Source organism: Streptomyces thioluteus, assembly GCF_039535865.1.
Genome location: NZ_BAAAXZ010000058.1, coordinates 1 through 15,836, shown reverse-complemented (window position 1 = coordinate 15,836; position 15,836 = coordinate 1). Strand labels below are relative to the sequence as shown.

The following is a 15,836-nucleotide window of genomic DNA, read 5'->3' as shown; positions in this document are numbered from 1 at the left end:
TCCCACGGGCTCGCTGGCCGCGGGGGCGTTCGCGGTCATCGTCCACGGCGTCGCGCGCGGCGAGCCGCTGGACGCGGCCGTCCAGCGGGCACTGACCCTGCTCGCCGGCCGCCCGGGGCACGAGGAGACCACCGGGGCGCTCCGGCAGGCCCTGGGCGCGGTGCGCCAGGGACTGCCGGAGCCCGAGCGCGTGGAGTCCCTCGGCCAGGGATGGGTGGCGGAGGAGGCCCTGGCCATGGGGGTCTACTGCGCGCTCGTCGCCGAGGACGTGCGCCACGGGCTGCTGCTCGCCGTCAACCACGGCGGGGATTCGGACTCCACCGGGTCGATCTGCGGCAACCTGCTCGGCGCGCTGCACGGGGAGACCGCGCTGCCCGCCGGGTGGCTCGCCGAGCTGGAGGGACGGGCCACCGTCCTCCAACTCGCCGACGACTTCGCCATGGAGCTGACGCAGGGCGCCTCGCTGCACGGCCCGGCCGGCTCCTCGGCCGCCTGGCTGGCGCGGTACCCGCGGGCCTGACCCGGCCCGCGGCGCAGCGGACGCGTCTGCGCCACGGGCCCGGCCGCGCCGACCCCGCCCGTCAGGACGGGGCGTGCGGGTGCCGGCCGGGCGTCACTCGGCGCCGGGGGTGACCGTGGTCATGAAAGCCGCCCACGCCTCGGGCGTGAAGCCGAGCTCGGCCTGCCGGGGGGCCTTGGAGTCGCGCACCGCGACGGACCCGGGGAGGAAGGAGGCGACCTCGACGCAGTCGCCGTTGAGGGAGTAGGAGGACTTCCGCCACGTGGACATGCCCTGCTGAATTGCCATGGTGTTGCTCCGTTGCCTGTGAGTGCTGCCTGACGAAGTGCTGCCTGTCGTAATCGGGGGTGGCGCCGGCTTCCCGAGGTGCGACCGACGGTACGCGCCAACATCACCGGATGAGCTGGCTGTTCACTCGACCGGATGGCATATTCCAGGCGACTCTTCCCCGGGGACGGCACCAGGTGTACCGTTCCGCCTCCTCGGCGGGCGGCCGTCCCGGGGGCGGTGCTCGGTCGGGCTCAGTCGCGGTACTCGTCCGCGACGCTGAGCAGGAACTGCCGTGTCTGCTCGGCGTTGAGGGCCTGCATCCGCAGGTGCTCGTACATCACGCTGTACGCCTGCACGTCGTTGGGCTTCTCCAGGTACAGGTCGCTGGTGATGCCCTCCAGGTAGACCGTGCTGGCGTCCTGCGGGTCGTGGAACTCCAGGATGCAGAACTTGCCGTACATCCCCGGGTGCGCGCCCACGTCGTAGGGCAGGATCTGCACGGTGATGTGCGGCTGGAGGCTGAACTCGACCAGGTGCTCCAGCTGTTCGCACATGATGGCCCGGTTGCCGACGATGCGCCGCAGCGCCGACTCGTCGATGACGGCCCACAGGCGCAGCGGGTTGTCCGGTTCGGTGATCCGCTCCTGGCGCCGCATCCGCACCTGCACGCGCCGCTCGACCTCGGCGGCGGTGGCCTCCGGCCACGAGCCCTCGGTGACGGCGCTGGCGTACCCCGGGGTCTGGAGCAGGCCGGGGATGAGCGACGCCTCGTAGATCCGCAACGACGCCGCGTCGGTCTCCAGACCGATGTAGACGCTGTACGGGATGTCGCCGAAGGCATGCCACCAGCCTTGCTGCCGTGACTCTTTGGCCATCTGCATCAGCGAATCGACGATGCGGTGGTCCTCGACCCCGTACACCCCGCACAGATCGCGGACGTCGCGCTGGCTGATGCTGCGGCGGCCGTTCTCCAGCCGGCTGATCTTCGACTGGGACACCAGGAGCCGCTCGGCCACCTCCTCGGCCGTCATCCCTTTGAGCTCCCGGAGCTTGCGCAGCTCCTGCCCCAATCGGCGCCGCCTTACGGTGGGGTTGACACTGGACGCCACGGGAGGCACCTCCGGCTCCGTCATGCTGCTGTCTCCTGGTCCACGCAGCCTGCCACCACCGGCCGGGGCGGCGCTGGAAAATGCCGACACAGCGTCCTCTCGCGATGACCGGAGTCACGATGCCGTACGGGCCCGGCAGTTCGCGGGCGCGCCTGCGCGGGGTGGCGGCCGGGCCACCACCCCGCGCACGGGACGCCCCTCCGGGCGACCGGGTCGCTCACGTCACCGCGTCACCCGGTCCGGCCCGGTTCCACGCGTCACCGGAACACGCGTCACCGGAAAGCGTTCCGTCGCCGGAGGGCGCTCCGCCGGGGGAAGCCCCTCCGGGTCCGGAAGGCCGTCCGCCGCGGCCTCACGAGGCCGCCGCGCGGGCCATCACCCCGCCGTGGGGCGTCACGGGCTGAGGAACGGTTTCAGCAGATGCCACCGCGCCCCGGACGGACGCCTTCCGGCGCCCTGCGCCGCCGTTCCCGCCGCCGGCCACCGCCGCGGACCGGCGCGGCTGGGCCACCCCGTTCTGCACGTCGAGCACGGCGTGCGCCACGAGGCCGCCCATCGGGTCGTGCCGGATCAGGTCCCGCAGCCGGGACCTGGACGAACGGCCCTCGTTGCCCGGGTACAGGTGCTTGCCCAGGCCGACCGCGTGGGCCAGCGCGGCCAGCGCCGCCGTCCGCGGGTCCGGCGGCACACCGGTGCGGATCGCGCTGTCCAGCCGGGCCCTGATCTCCCGGCTGATGGCCGTGTCCGTCGCCTGGTAGCGGGTGGTCGGCAGCACCCCGCACATCTGGCCGACGACGGCGTGCACCATGCCGCACCGCTCCAGGTGGGTGAGGTACGTCTGACGCAGCCCCAGCCGGGGCCCGCCGATCCAGTGCACCGCGCGGACCGGGCTGCCGCGGCGTCGCAGCAGTTCGAGTGCGGTGTCCAGGGTCGGATCTCCTGTGGGCCGTGGCATCACCACGGCGATACGATCCCCGTCAGGGGCTATCCGTCCGGCCAGAGCCAGCTCCACTAGCTGGGCTCCGGCGAGACCGAGGTCGAGCGACTGCGGCTGCGCCGTGGTCCCGGTCGTCGGGTCCAAGGCGAGCAGCAGAAGCTCCTCCGGAATTGTTCTGCGGCTCCTGCCCATCCATGCCTCCCCGCGTGGATGAGTGACAGGGTGACCCCTCTCACATTGGTCTGTCGAGAGTGCGTGGTGGCTTCGGGTGGGAACCGGTAGGTATGTCGTCTCGTCTTGCACATGGGTGAAGCCGTGGAAGCCGCTTGACGGGCGGTCGCGCGCTGGCACGCCGACGGCAGAGGACACTGGTAGACGTTGAGAATGTCCGGGAAGCGGGGCGCTGGTCGCCCCGCCTCGGCGTACGCGCGGGAATCGAGGAGGCATCGGTGGCGGGCGAGTCCCCCGACAAGTCTGAGCAGGGGAAGCCGTCGGGGGAGACGGCTGGCGAGCGGGAGCCGAAGGCTGCCGTGGCCACGGCATCGACGGAGTCGGACTCCGCAACCGATGCGGATGCAAAGCCCGCGAAGCGGGAGGAAGCGGAAGGTGGCCGTCCGAAGGACGGCACCCCTCGTGCCGACGCCGCGGCCGGCGACGACCGGCTGAAGGCCGCCGTGGCCTCGTGGGTGGCCGGTGCGGACGAGGATGCGCCGGAGACGATCGGGGACTCGGCCGCGGACGACCGGCCGGCGAAGTCCGGCGCGGACCGCTCGGCGGCGTCCGCCGCCGATCAGCCGACGGCGCTGCTCAAGGCGCCGGTCGTCGAGGCGCCCGGGACGGCGGGGACGAAGTCCGCCGGGACCGGGACCGCCGCGGCGAAGGCCGCCGCCGACCAGCCGACCGCGCTGATCAAGGCACCGGCCACCGACGCGCCGAAGTCCGCCGGGACCGGCACCGCCGCGGCGAAGGCCGCCGGGACCGGAGCCTCCGGCGCGGGCGCCCCGGAGAGCGGCGCCTCCGCGTCCAAGCCCCCCGCGGGAGGCGACCCGGCCGAGCCCGACCCCTCCGACCAGCCCACCGCCCTGATCAAGGCCCCCGAGGTCGAGGCGCCGGAGGTCAAGACCCCGGCCGCCCCGCCCAAGGGCGCGCCCACCGGGGACGAGCGGGCGAGCCGCTTCGTCCCGCTCAAGTCGGACGAAGCCCCCGCCGCGCCCCCGAAGGCGCCCCGGCCCGCCGTGCCCGTCAAGGTCGCCCCGCCCGCGCCGGCGGCGCCCGCCGCGCGCCCGGAGGCAGCCGGCTCCGACGGTCCCGAGCGGACGACGCAGACGCCCATGCCGGTCGGCCCGGACGGGGAGAAGCAGGCGCCGCTCGACCTCCTGGCGCAGCTGACCAACACCCCGCCGCCGCCGGAGACCCCGGTGCGCAGCACCGTCCGGCGCCTGAAGATCTACACGCCGATAGCGGTTCTGCTGCTGATCGTCTTCTGCGTCGTGCAGGCGTTCCGGCCGCTGCCGGACGCGCGGCTGGTGAAGGGCGAGAAGGCCGCCTTCACCTTCGGCGGCGAGAAGTTCGACATGAAGTGGCCCGAGGAGGGCCAGTCCGCGGCCAAGGTGCTCGGCGTGGGCGACCTGGGCACCTTCGGTGAGCAGAAGCCCGTGCCGACGGCCTCGATGGCCAAGGTCATGACGGCGTACATCGTCCTGCGCGACCACCCGCTGAAGATGAAGAAGCAGGGCGGGCAGGAGGTTCCCGAGCAGGGCCCCACGATCACCATCGACGCCCAGGCGGAGAAGGAGGCCGGCTCGGGCGACGAGTCGCGGATCGAGTGGGTCAAGGCCGGGCAGTCGTACTCGGAGTACGACATGCTCCAGATGCTGCTGATCCCCTCCGGCAACAACATCGCCCGCCAGCTGGCCCGTTGGGACGCCGGGTCCGAGGCCGCGTTCGTCAAGAAGATGAACGACGTGGCCAAGGAACTGGGGATGAAGCGCACTACGTACACCGACCCCAGCGGCTTCGACAAGACGACCGTGAGCACCGCCTCCGACCAGGTGCTGCTGGCCGAGAAGGTGATCACGAACCCGATCGTCCGGTCGATCACCACCAAGCCCAACGCCAAGATCAAGGACGGCGGGCAGATCAACAGCAACATCGACGAGCTGCTGCTCAAGCGCACCGGTGTCCTGGGCATCAAGACCGGCTCGACCACCGCGGCCGGCGGCGCCCTGATGTGGGCGGCCCGCAAGCGGTTCGGCGACGAGGAGGTGCTGATCGTCGGCACCACCATGGACCAGCACTGGAAGAAGGGCCCGGACGTCCAGGCGCTGATGTCCCTGAAGATGGCCCGGGACGTCAGCTACGGGCAGATGACCGCCGTCCAGAACGGTCTCCAGGAGGCCACCGTCGTCAAGAAGGGCCAGGTCGTCGGCTACGTGGACGACCAGCTCGGCAGCAAGACCCCGGTCGTGGCCACCAAGGACGTCAAGGGCTTCGGCTGGGGCGGGCTGAAGGCGAAGTTCACCATCGAGCCCAAGGGCCCCAAGGGTTCCAAGGGCAACGCCGTCCCGCACTCGGCCAAGGCCGGCACCGTCGTCGGCGAGCTCGTCGTCGGCACCGGGTCGGAGGCCGTGAAGGTCCCGGTGGCGCTCCAGAAGCCGCTGAGCGAGCCGTCCTTCGGCTCGAAGCTCACGCGCCTGGGCTGACCGGCGCCTTTGCGCGGACGACCGGCTCCTGGCCCGTACGAGTGGTGGGTACGGGCCGGGAGCCGTTTCACGGGGCGGGCCTTCTGGACGGCGCGTGCTAGCGTCGCGGGGCTCGCCCGCGGTCGTTCCGGGGGCGTGCGCGAAGATGGGGGAAGACCTCGGGGAGGACGGGGAGTAACCGCAGTGACCACCGTGGGCCCGACGCGGGCCGGCAAATCCGAAGAGCAGGACAGAGAAGGCGCCGCACGCACCGTGCCGGGCGCTTCTTCGCGATGGCCGGGGATCCGTGAGCTGCTCACCGGCACCGTGCCCGTCACCCTGTTCGTGGCCGCTGTGCTCCACGTCGTCTGGCGGTTCGTCTTCGCCAACAGCGGCGGTGACCTCGCCGCCCAGGACGCCTGGGCCGAGTTCGCCCTCCAGCACCCGGCCTCGGCGTACAACCTCGCCTGGTACGGCGGCATGCACCCCGTCTCGTACAGCGCGATCTCGCCGTACCTGATGGCCCAGCTCGGCGTGCGCCCGACGATGATGATCGCGGGCACCGTCTCGGCCGGGCTGATCGCCCTGCTGGTGGTGCGCAGCCGCGCGGTGCGGCGGCCGCTGTGGCCGTCCCTCTACGGCGCCTTCGCGATGGCCTGCAACGCGATCTCCGGGCGGGTGACCTTCGCGCTGGGCGTGATGTTCGGCCTGGCCGCCATCGCGATGGTCTTCGCCTGGCCGGCGCGCTGGCGCGCCGAGCGGCGGTACCGCTGGCTCCGGGGCGGCCTCGCGGCCCTGGCGGCCGCCCTCGCGACGGCGTCGAGCCCGGTCGCCGGCCTGTACGTGGGCATCGTCGCCGCCGCCCTGTGGCTGGGCAAGCGGCGGCCCGCGGCGTACGCGCTGGGGCTCACCCCGGTCGCCGTGGTCGGCCTCTCGGCGTGGCTCTTCCCGTTCTCCGGGCAGCAGCCGATGACGTTCCCGTCGACGATCCTGCCGCTGGTGATCGGGTTCTCCGGGCTGGCCTTCACGCCGAAGGAGTGGCGGATCGTCCGGATAGCGTCCGGTCTCTACGTGGTCGGCGTGCTGCTGGTCTGGCTCATCCCCTCGCAGATCGGCACCAACATCTCCCGCCTCGGCATGGTCTTCGGCGGCGTGGTCCTCCTCGCCGCGCTCCAGAGGCTGGAGACCCCGCCGCGCGCGGAGTGGCTGCGCACCGGCCGCAAGTGGACCGCGGCCGTCCTGGCCGTGGCCACGGTCACGATCTGGCAGGGCGCCAACTCCGGCGCGGACATCGTGAACACCACCCCCGCCGCCTCCTGGGCGCGCGAGCTCGCCCCGCTCGTGGACCGGCTCCAGAAGCTGGACGCCGGGCGCGGCCGGGTCGAGGTCGTCCCGGCCCGCAGCCACCGCGAGGCCTCCGCGGTCGCCCCGTACGTCAATCTGGCCCGGGGCTGGAACCGGCAGGCCGACATGAAGCGGAACCCGCTCTTCTACAAGGAGGACCTGCTCACCGCCGGCAGCTACCGCCAGTGGCTCGACCGCTGGGCGGTCCACTACGTCGTCCTGCCGACCGACGAGCCCGACCACGCCGCCGTCAAGGAGGCCGAGCTCGTCGCCAAGGGCCAGCCGTACCTGGAGCAGATCTGGTCCGACGCCAATTGGCGGCTGTACGCGGTCAAGAACCCGACGCCGCTCGCCGCGCCCCCCGCGGAGGTGCTGCGGGCCGACGCGGACGAGCTGACGATCAGCGTGAAGTCCGCCGGCCCGGTGCTCATCCGCATCCCGTACACGCCCTGGCTGGGCCTGGTGGACGAGGCCGGGAAGCCGGTCGAGCCGCCCAAGGCCGGGCCGAACGGCGAGCCGCCGGTCAACGAGCGGGGCTGTCTGACGAAGCGCGTCGACCTGGCGTCCGGGGACGAGCGGCCGGAGGACGACTGGACGGTGCTCCACGCGCCGCACGCCGGCACGTACCGGATCGGCGCGCCGTACAAGCTGCCGCGCGGCACGGGCTGCCCGGACGATCTGGCGCGGTAGCCGTTCCGTACCGGGGGCCCGTCACCCGTTCGTCCTCGCGCGGCGTGCGCCGGGTGCGGAACGCCGGTTCGCTCGTAACTGCGCGGAACCTCCCACCTGCTGCGGCACATCGGTGTGCCGCGTCCGCGCGCACGGAGGAACGAGCATGCGTACTGCACGAGTGCTGGCCGGCGCCGTCCTGACCATAGCCGTGGCCGGGCTGCCCTGCGTCCCCGCCTTCGCCGGGGACTTCGAGAAGCTGGAGATCGAACCAGGCGCCACCACCGCGGGCGCGACGGTCACGGTGAGCACCCCGGCCTGCGGCAAGCAGGGTGTGGGTACGGGGGACGCCAGCGCCGTGGGAGGACCCTCCGCGTTCGAGCTCAAGTCGAGCACCCACAAGGAAGTGGTCGTCGGCGAGTTCAAGGTCCCCGACGCGGCGAAGGCCGGCACGTACGGCATCGGGGTCAAGTGCAAGAACGGCAAGGAGGCCACGGGTGACGTGGTCGTCGGCAGCGGGTCGGCCAACGGCTCCTGGTCGACCCCCGCGCCGAGCAAACCGGCCAAGCCGGTCAGTCCCCCCGCGGGGCCGATGAAGACCGGCGCCGGCGGCACCAGCGAGGGCTCGGGTACGTCCGAGATCATCGCGGGGGCGGCGGTCCTGGCCACCGCGGCGGTCGGCGGGACGCTGTTCCTGCGCCGTCGCTCGGGCGGCGGCCGGGCCTGAGCGGCTCCGGTTCCCGGCCGTTCCGGCGGCCGGGAACCGGGCTCCGCTCCGCGGAGGACTCCGATGCCTTCCACGCGTGTCACCGCGGCGGCCCTGCTCCTGGCCGCCGGCGCGTTCACCGGCACCTGGCTCATGGACACCGGCGCCAGGGCCCCCGCGCCCCCGCCCCAGCCGTCGCCCTCGGAGGCGTTCGCCTCCCACGGCGCGCTCACCCCCCGCCACCGCGAGTCCCTGGTCCGCCCCCTGCCCCCCGCGACCCCGGTCCGCCTGCGCATACCCGAGATCCGTGTCGACGCCCCCCTGCTCGGCCTCCGCCTGCTCCCGGACGGTTCGCTGGCGACGCCGCCGGTCAAGGACCGCAACGTCGCCGGCTGGTACGAGGCGGGCACGCGCCCGGGCGCCATCGGCACGGCGGTCGTGGCGGGCCACGTCGACACCCCGGACGGCCCGGCCGTCCTCTACAACCTCGGCGCCCTGAAGAAGGGCAACTCGGTGGAGGTCCTGCGCGTCGACGGCCGGACCGCCGTCTTCACGATCGACGCGATCGAGGTGTACGGGCGGAACGACTTCCCGTCGCGGAAGGTCTACGGGGCGTCCGGACGGCCGGAGTTGAGGGTGATCACGTGCGGGGGAGGGTTCTCGGAGGAGGAGCGCGCGTATCTGGGGAACGTGGTGGTGTACGCGCATCTGACGAAGGTGACCGGCGAGCCGCGCCCCGCGCGACCGCCGGCCAGGCCCCGTCCCGAACGGCGCCGGCCCGCGCAGCGCCCTCACCGGTGACGCCGGGCTACGCCGACGCCTCCGCCGGCTCCCCCAGGACCTCCAGGATCTGCTCCCCGTACTTCGCCAGCTTGTTCTCGCCGACGCCGCTCACCGTGCCCAGGGCGTCCATGGACTCCGGCCGCAGGGTGGCGATCTCGCGGAGCGTCGCGTCGTGGAAGATGACGTAGGCGGGGACGCCCTGCTCCTTCGCCTGGGAGGCGCGCCAGGCGCGGAGGGCCTCGAAGACCGGGAGGGCTTCCTCGGGGAGGTCCGCGGGGGGCGCGTTGCGGGTCTTGCCGGAGGCGGAGCGGGCGCGGGACGGCTTCTCCGGCTCGCGGCGCATCAGGACGTCGCGGCGCCGGCCGAGGACGTCGCCGCTCGCCTCCGTCAGGACGAGCGTGCCGTACTCGCCCTCCACGGCGAGCAGGCCCAGGGCGAGCAACTGCCGTACGACCGCGCGCCATTCGGGGGCGCCGAGCTCGGTGCCGATGCCGAAGACGGTCAGCTGGTCGTGGTCGTGCTGGATGACCTTGGCGGTCTTCTTGCCGAGGAGGATGTCGATGATCTGGCCCGCGCCGAACTTCTGCCGCCGCTCGCGGGCGAGGCGGAGGACGGCGGAGAGGAACTTCTGGGCGGCGATGGTGCCGTCCCAGGTCACCGGGGGAGCGATGCAGGTGTCGCAGTTGCCGCAGGGACCGTCGGCCCGCTGGCCGAAGTAGTCCAGCAGGCGCCCGCGCCGGCACTCGACCGTCTCGCAGAGGGAGAGCATCGCGTCGAGGTGGGAGGCCAGGCGGCGGCGGTGCGCCTCGTCGCCCTCCGAGCCGTCGATCATCTTCCGCTGCTGGACGACGTCCTGGAGCCCGTAGGCCAGCCAGGCCGTGGACGGCTGGCCGTCGCGCCCGGCGCGGCCGGTCTCCTGGTAGTAGCCCTCGACGGACTTGGGCAGGTCGAGGTGGGCGACGAAGCGGACGTCCGGCTTGTCGATGCCCATGCCGAAGGCGATCGTGGCGACCATCACCACGCCGTCCTCGCGCAGGAAGCGCGACTGGTTGGCGGCGCGGACCCGGGCGTCCAGGCCCGCGTGGTAGGGGAGGGCCTCGACGCCGTGGGCCACGAGGAAGTCCGCCACGTCCTCGACGCTCTTGCGGGACAGGCAGTAGACGACGCCCGCGTCCCCCGGATGCTCGCCGTGGACCAGCTCCAGGAGCTGCTTCTTCGGGTCGTTCTTGGGGACGATCCGGTACTGGATGTTCGGCCGGTCGAAGCTCGCGACGAAGTGACGGGCGTCACCGAGCTGCAGCCGGGCGGCGATCTCCCGGCGGGTGGCCTCCGTGGCCGTCGCGGTCAGGGCGATGCGGGGGACGTCGGGCCAGCGCTCGTGCAGGGCGGAGAGCGCGAGGTAGTCGGGGCGGAAGTCGTGGCCCCACTGGGCGACGCAGTGCGCCTCGTCGATGGCGAAGACGGAGACCTTGCCCCGGTCGAGCAGGCTCATCGTCGACTCCAGGCGCAGCCGCTCCGGCGCCAGGTAGAGCACGTCCAGCTCGCCGGCGAGGAACTCGGCCTCCACCATGCGGCGCTCGTCCAGGTCCTGCGTCGAGTTCAGGAAGCCGGCCCGGACGCCCAGGGCGCGGAGCGCGTCCACCTGGTCCTGCATGAGCGCGATCAGCGGCGAGACGACCACGCCGACACCCGGTCTGACCAGCGCCGGGATCTGATAGCACAGCGACTTGCCGCCGCCCGTGGGCATCAGGACGAGCGCGTCGCCACCTGCGACGACGTGCTCGATGATCTCTTCCTGCGCCCCGCGGAACGCGTCGTAACCGAAGACGCGGCGCAGGACGCCCAGCGCCTCGCCGGCCACGCCGGGCTCAGTGGTGTCAGTGGGGTCGGCCATTCGGGCAGTGTACGAGGAACGGCCGACGCCGGTCGGGGCCTGTGGAAAACCCGGCGCTCGGTGATATCTCAGGCCACCTCTATCCCGTACTCCTGCACCAGCGCCTCCAGGCCCCCCGCGTATCCCTTGCCCCCCACGACGAAGTCCCAGTTCCCGCCGGACCGCTTCCGGAACGAGCCCAGCACCAGGGCCGTCTCGCCCGGCCGCCCGTCGGACACCTCCAGCTGCCCCAGCTCGGCGCCCGCCGCGTCCGACAGCCGGATCCGGGCGTCGGTGAAGAGGGACAGGTCGGCCTCCGGGTTGACCTCCGGGTCTATGGCCGCCGCCAGCACCAGCCGGTCCGCGGTCGCCGGCAGCGCGTCGAAGGCCACCCGCAGGGCGGCCCGGTCCCCGGACCCGGACAGCGGCTCGGTGGCGCGGACGGTGCCGTCGGGGGTGCGCGGGTTGTTGTAGAAGACGAAGTGGTCGTCGCTGAGCACCCGGGCGCCCCGGCAGACCAGGGCGCAGACGTCCAGGGCGACGCGGCCGGACCAGGACATGCCGAGCACGTTGTGTTCGGCGGGCTCCGCGACCGGGGCCGTACGCGGCTTCGCCCCGGCCGGTCCCAGCCGCCCCCGCAGCCCGTGCTGCGCCAGCAGTCCCACCAGCTCCTCGCCGGACACCAGGGTCAGCGGCTTGCCGTTGGCGAAGGCGTACGAGCCGGGGCCGAACCCCGAGGTCGTGACGAGCACGCCCTTGTTCGCCCCGGCCCCCTGCACCGTCCCGAACAGATCGCGCACCGCCGTCGGCGGGACGGTCCTGCGGTACCGCTTGACCTGCACGATGATCCGGCCGCCGCTGATCGGGTCCGGGTCGAGGGCCTCGACGTCCACCCCGCCGTCGTTGGACCGGGTCGTCATCACCGCCTGCATGCCCCGGGCCCGGAACAGCTCCGCGACCAGTGCCTCGAAGGCGACGGGGTCCATCTCGAACAGGTCCGGGTCGCCGTCCTCCCCGCCGCCGTGCGAGACCACGCCCCGGCCGACCTCGCCGGGCGTCCGCTCCGGCCGGACGGCGGTGCGCTGGTCGGGGCGGGCCGAGAGCCGTCCGCCCAGCGCGTCCGTCAGGCACTCGGGCGCGCTCACCTGCTCCAGGTGCAGCCGCCCGAACGCCGGCCGGTCCACGGTCACCGCCGCCAGCACCAGCCGGGCCCGCCGCCCGGTCGCCGGGTCGTGGTCGTCGACGAAGCCGTTGAGCACGACGGACTCCAGCGCCCCGAACTCGTCCGCCGCGAACAGCTCGCGCACCGCCAGCAGCACGCACTGGGCGAGCACGTCCCGGTACAGTGCCCGGCGCTGGGTGACCGGGCGGGCCGTCTCCTTCTCCTGGTCGGCGGTCGGCATGTACCGCACCGCCTTCACCTCCGGCACCACGTCGACGCCCGGCAGCTCCCACTCCAGGACGAGCTGGCGGGCGCCCGGGTCGTAGGCGGCGGAGATCTGGTGCGGGAACTCCTCCGGCAGGGCGGTCGAGGCGTACAGCGCGGCCGAGAAGTAGTCGACGACCGCGTCCGGATCGCCGCCGCGCAGGGCGCTCACGAGCTCCGCGACCCCCGCGTTGTGCTGCCGCACCTGCGCCAGCCGGGCGGCCGCCCACTGGTCGTACTGCTGCCGGTACGCGGCCAGTTGGTGCTGCCGCCGCGCCTCGGCGTCCCGTGCCGCGCGCAGGTCGGCCTCGTACTGCGTCCGTCTGCCGATGCCGTACCGCCCCGGGTCCGGCATCAGCGTCGGCTGCCCCAGATGCCCCGGGTCGAACGGCTCCAGCGCCTCCGGCTCCGTCAGCCGCGCCGTCGTGAACCCCGGCGCCGCGCACCCCGCCCTGAGCAGTCCCTCCAGCGCCGTGACCCGCGACTCCAGCTCCTCGGTCCGGCGCCGCGCCTCGGCCTCCCGCGCCTGCCGGTAGGCGGCCCGCCGCTCCCGGTCCAGCCGCGCGGCCTCCCGCTCCGCCGCCCGCTGCTGCCGCTCCAGCTCCCGCTGCTCCTGCACCAGCGCCCGCTGCCTGAGCTCCTGCTGCCGTTGCCGGTCCCGCTGGGCCTCGGCCCAGATGCCTATCAGCCCATTGGAGCGACGAGTCATGGCGGAATCAGCCCTCCCCCCGAGACCGCTTCCGTCCCGGACCGCGATACGTACTGGCTCCTTGACCAGCGGTGACTCGTCAACTTTAGTCGGGTACACGGACGTTTCCCCGCCCGTCCCGGGATGACGGACGATCAGGGGAGCCGGCCGGCCGCGCCGCCGGTCCTCACGCCGCGGCGGTCTCCGCCCCGTCCTCCTCCAGCAGCTTCTCCATCGGCGCCACCGCGAGGGCGCCGCCCACCACGATGCCCGCCGCGATCGCGCCCAGCAGCATCGCCGTCGAGCCCCAGGACGCCATCGTCTCCACCGGCAGCGTGTACGCGCCGATGACCCGGGCCACGCACTCCGCGAGCAGGGCCGCGCCCCAGACCAGGCTGAACGTGCGCTCGTGGCGGCGGAAGCGGGGGTCGGACACCGACAGGCGGTCCCACGCGGCGGACTTGGCGGGGCTGGCCTTGACGAGGAGGGGCTTGAGGCCGGCGGTCATCATCGGGCGGCCGCGGACCACGGACCAGAGGATGGAGAGGCCGACGAAGCTGCTGATGGCCGAGTCCTTGGCCATCATGAGGCGGACGTCACCGGTGGTGAAACTGAGGGCGATGGAGATGAGGTTGACGACCACCATCACCGTGGCCAGGGCGTTGAACGTGCGCTTGCGGACGGCGTCCGCGATCGAGTGGACCGCGGGGACCACGCTGCTGAGGGCCAGGGAGAGGACGAGGTCCAGGCCGAGGGCCGAGTGCAGGAGGTAGTAGGAGCCGAGGGGGACGGCCACGTCGAGGAGGAGGGGCTTGAGGGCCGCCAGCGGATGGGGCGCGGCGGCCGGGGCGATGGCGACCTCTGACATGTGCTGCTCCTGTGGGGCTGTTCGTTCCTGCGGCGTTCTGCGGTGCGGTAACAGCCTCTCCCGCCGTGCCCCGCACCCGGCAGAGACGGGTGTGGGAGATCCGGCGGGACAAATGTCATGGGTCGAGGAGCACGGGGAGGGTGCGGACGCTGTTGCTGATGAAGGAGGGAGAGGGGTGAGGGAGTCGAAGGGGACGGCCGGGGACAGGCGCGGGAAGCGGGCGAAGAGGGCCGGGAGGGCCACCTCCGCCTCCTGGCGGGCCAGGGCCGCGCCCACGCAGAAGTGCGCGCCGTGGCCGAAGGTCAGATGGCGCACCGGCCCGCGGGTCAGGTCGAAGTCGGCGGCCGTCTCCCCGTAACCGGTGCGGGTCGCGGCCCGCCGCCGCGTACGAGGCGAGGACGGCGTCGCCGCGCCGGATGACCTCGCCCCCCAGCGGGATGTCCTCCGTCGCGTACCGCATCGGGAAGTGGCCGACGGGCGAGTCCCGGCGCAGGGCCTCCTCGGTGACGGACGTCCAGGGGTGCTCCCCGGAGAGCACCAGGGCCAGCTGGCCGGGGTGGGTGAGCAGGGCGCGCACCGCGTTGGTGACGAGGTTGAGGGTCGTGCCGTGGCCCGCGACGAGCATGAGGAGGAGGGTGCCGATGAGCTCGTCCTCGGAGAGCCGGTCGCCGTCCTCCCGCGCGGCGATCAGGTCGCTGGTGATGTCCTCGCCGGGCCGCGCCCGCTTCTCGGCGACGAGGCCGGCGAGCAGCCCGAGCAGCCGGCGGCGGGTGGCGACGACCTCGTCGGGGCCGGTGGGCGCTGCTGGTGAGGCTGGCGGACAGGGCGCGGAACTCGTCGTAGCGCTCCGGCGGTACGCCCAGCAGGTTGCCGATGGTGCGCATGGCGAGGGTAGGCGTAGTGGAGGCGGAGGTCGACCGGTTCGGCCGGCGGGTGCCCGCCGAGGTCGTCGAGGAGGGAGCGGACGGTCGCCTCCGTGCGCGGCGCATGCCGGCGATGCGCCGGGGCGTGAATGCCTGGGAGACCAGGGCCCGCAGCCTGCGGTGGTCGGCGCCGTCGGCCGTGATCATCCCGGCGGGGGCGACGAAGTTGATGAGCGGCCAGCCCTCGGGGACGGCGCCGGACGTCAACAGGTCCCAGTGGGCGGGGTCCTTGGCGATGCGCGGGTCGGTGAGCAGGTCGCGCAGCAGGTCGTACCGGGTGATCACCCAGGCCGGTACGCCGTCGGGGAGTTCGACGCGGACGACGGGGCCGCGGGCGCGCAACGACCGTATTTCGCCGTGCAGATCGGAACCGTCGCATCGAGGCGGAACCGGAGCGTTCATCACTGACCTCCCACTGCGGTGTTCCGGGCGGTGTTCCGGGCGGTGTTCCTGACGGGGTGAGACCGTACGGGCAGCGCCGTCAGCGCGCAGCGCCCACGGCGAGGGACGGTACGTCAACTTCCTCGCGGGCACGGCGAGTCGCAGGTCGGGCAGCCGGTTGATGAGCGTGTCGACGGCCGTGTGCGCGATGAGCCGGGCCGGGTCCCGGGCGGGGCAGGTGTGCGGCCCCGCGCTGAACGCCAGGTGGGAGCGGTTGCCGGGACGATGTGCCGTCGGCCGGGCGGACGGCCGGGGTCGCGGTTGGCCGCCGCCAGCCCCAGCAGCAGCGCGTCGCCCTCGCGGATGGTGCTGTCCGCCGAAGCGCAGGTCGCGGGGTGGCGTAGCGCCGGGAAGTTCTGCACGGCGCGTCCCGCCACAGCACCTCGTCACAGGGCCGCGTCCACGGTCAGCCGGCCGCCGTGACGTGGCGCGGAAGCGACGTCGGTGAGCAGCAGCCGGACGGTGGCGGCCGTCCAGTTCGCGCGGGGCCGTTGCCCGCGACGACGATGACGGCGAGGTGGTGCAGCACCTCCTCCGGCGACAGCCCCTCGGGGTGGGCCAGCAGCCAGGAGGTGAGGTCTCGCCGGCTCGGCCCGCC

Annotated in this window: 13 protein-coding genes; 5 read left to right on the top strand and 8 right to left on the bottom strand. The window is 73.3% G+C overall.

What is annotated here, in order from left to right:
* Nucleotides 1–520 (top strand): ADP-ribosylglycohydrolase family protein (locus ABD794_RS07620; RefSeq protein WP_344961797.1); only part of this gene is annotated, 520 nt, incomplete at its 5' end.
* Between the two features lie 93 nt (nucleotides 521–613).
* Here the strand turns inward: ABD794_RS07620 and ABD794_RS07615 are convergent.
* The 3 genes from ABD794_RS07615 to ABD794_RS07605 all read right to left on the bottom strand — a co-directional run bounded on the left by ABD794_RS07615 (nucleotide 614) and on the right by ABD794_RS07605 (nucleotide 3,028).
* On the bottom strand, nucleotides 614–808 hold the full coding sequence (locus ABD794_RS07615) for a DUF397 domain-containing protein (RefSeq protein ID WP_344961795.1): 195 nt from the start codon (nucleotides 806–808) through the stop codon (nucleotides 614–616).
* Nucleotides 809–1,041: 233 nt separating this feature from the next.
* Nucleotides 1,042–1,899: a helix-turn-helix domain-containing protein gene (locus ABD794_RS07610; RefSeq protein ID WP_344961793.1), complete on the bottom strand. Its 858-nt coding sequence runs from the start codon at nucleotides 1,897–1,899 to the stop codon at nucleotides 1,042–1,044.
* A gap of 352 nt (nucleotides 1,900–2,251) precedes the next feature.
* A complete protein-coding gene (locus tag ABD794_RS07605; RefSeq protein WP_344961791.1) occupies nucleotides 2,252–3,028 on the bottom strand; it encodes a GOLPH3/VPS74 family protein in 777 nt (258 codons plus the stop codon).
* Nucleotides 3,029–3,285: 257 nt separating this feature from the next.
* On the opposite strand from ABD794_RS07605, the gene ABD794_RS07600 reads away from it, so the two are divergent.
* From ABD794_RS07600 to ABD794_RS07585, 4 genes are all read left to right on the top strand, one after another.
* The gene (locus tag ABD794_RS07600) at nucleotides 3,286–5,538 is read left to right on the top strand and encodes a D-alanyl-D-alanine carboxypeptidase (protein WP_344961789.1); all 2,253 of its coding nucleotides are present in this window, start codon (nucleotides 3,286–3,288) and stop codon (nucleotides 5,536–5,538) included.
* A 183-nt stretch (nucleotides 5,539–5,721) separates the two neighbouring features.
* Nucleotides 5,722–7,551: an MFS transporter gene (locus tag ABD794_RS07595; protein ID WP_425585954.1), complete on the top strand. Its 1,830-nt coding sequence runs from the start codon at nucleotides 5,722–5,724 to the stop codon at nucleotides 7,549–7,551.
* A 145-nt stretch (nucleotides 7,552–7,696) separates the two neighbouring features.
* Nucleotides 7,697–8,257: a hypothetical protein gene (locus ABD794_RS07590; protein ID WP_344961787.1), complete on the top strand. Its 561-nt coding sequence runs from the start codon at nucleotides 7,697–7,699 to the stop codon at nucleotides 8,255–8,257.
* A gap of 63 nt (nucleotides 8,258–8,320) precedes the next feature.
* Nucleotides 8,321–9,037, top strand: coding sequence for a class F sortase (locus ABD794_RS07585; RefSeq protein ID WP_344961785.1), 717 nt, complete (start codon nucleotides 8,321–8,323; stop codon nucleotides 9,035–9,037).
* Nucleotides 9,038–9,044: 7 nt separating this feature from the next.
* Here ABD794_RS07585 and recQ read toward each other — a convergent pair whose 3' ends face one another.
* The 5 genes from recQ to ABD794_RS07560 all read right to left on the bottom strand — a co-directional run.
* Complete coding sequence (gene recQ / locus ABD794_RS07580) at nucleotides 9,045–10,913, bottom strand: DNA helicase RecQ (RefSeq protein ID WP_344961783.1); 1,869 nt, start codon at nucleotides 10,911–10,913, stop codon at nucleotides 9,045–9,047.
* A 68-nt stretch (nucleotides 10,914–10,981) separates the two neighbouring features.
* Complete coding sequence (locus tag ABD794_RS07575) at nucleotides 10,982–13,027, bottom strand: restriction endonuclease (RefSeq protein WP_344961781.1); 2,046 nt, start codon at nucleotides 13,025–13,027, stop codon at nucleotides 10,982–10,984.
* 166 nt (nucleotides 13,028–13,193) lie between these two features.
* Nucleotides 13,194–13,874, bottom strand: coding sequence for a VC0807 family protein (locus ABD794_RS07570; RefSeq protein ID WP_344961798.1), 681 nt, complete (start codon nucleotides 13,872–13,874; stop codon nucleotides 13,194–13,196).
* Between the two features lie 326 nt (nucleotides 13,875–14,200).
* On the bottom strand, nucleotides 14,201–15,628 hold the full coding sequence (locus ABD794_RS07565) for a cytochrome P450 family protein (RefSeq protein WP_344961779.1): 1,428 nt from the start codon (nucleotides 15,626–15,628) through the stop codon (nucleotides 14,201–14,203).
* Nucleotides 15,629–15,644: 16 nt separating this feature from the next.
* Nucleotides 15,645–15,836: hypothetical protein (locus tag ABD794_RS07560; RefSeq protein ID WP_344961777.1), on the bottom strand; the 192-nt coding region annotated here is incomplete at its 5' end.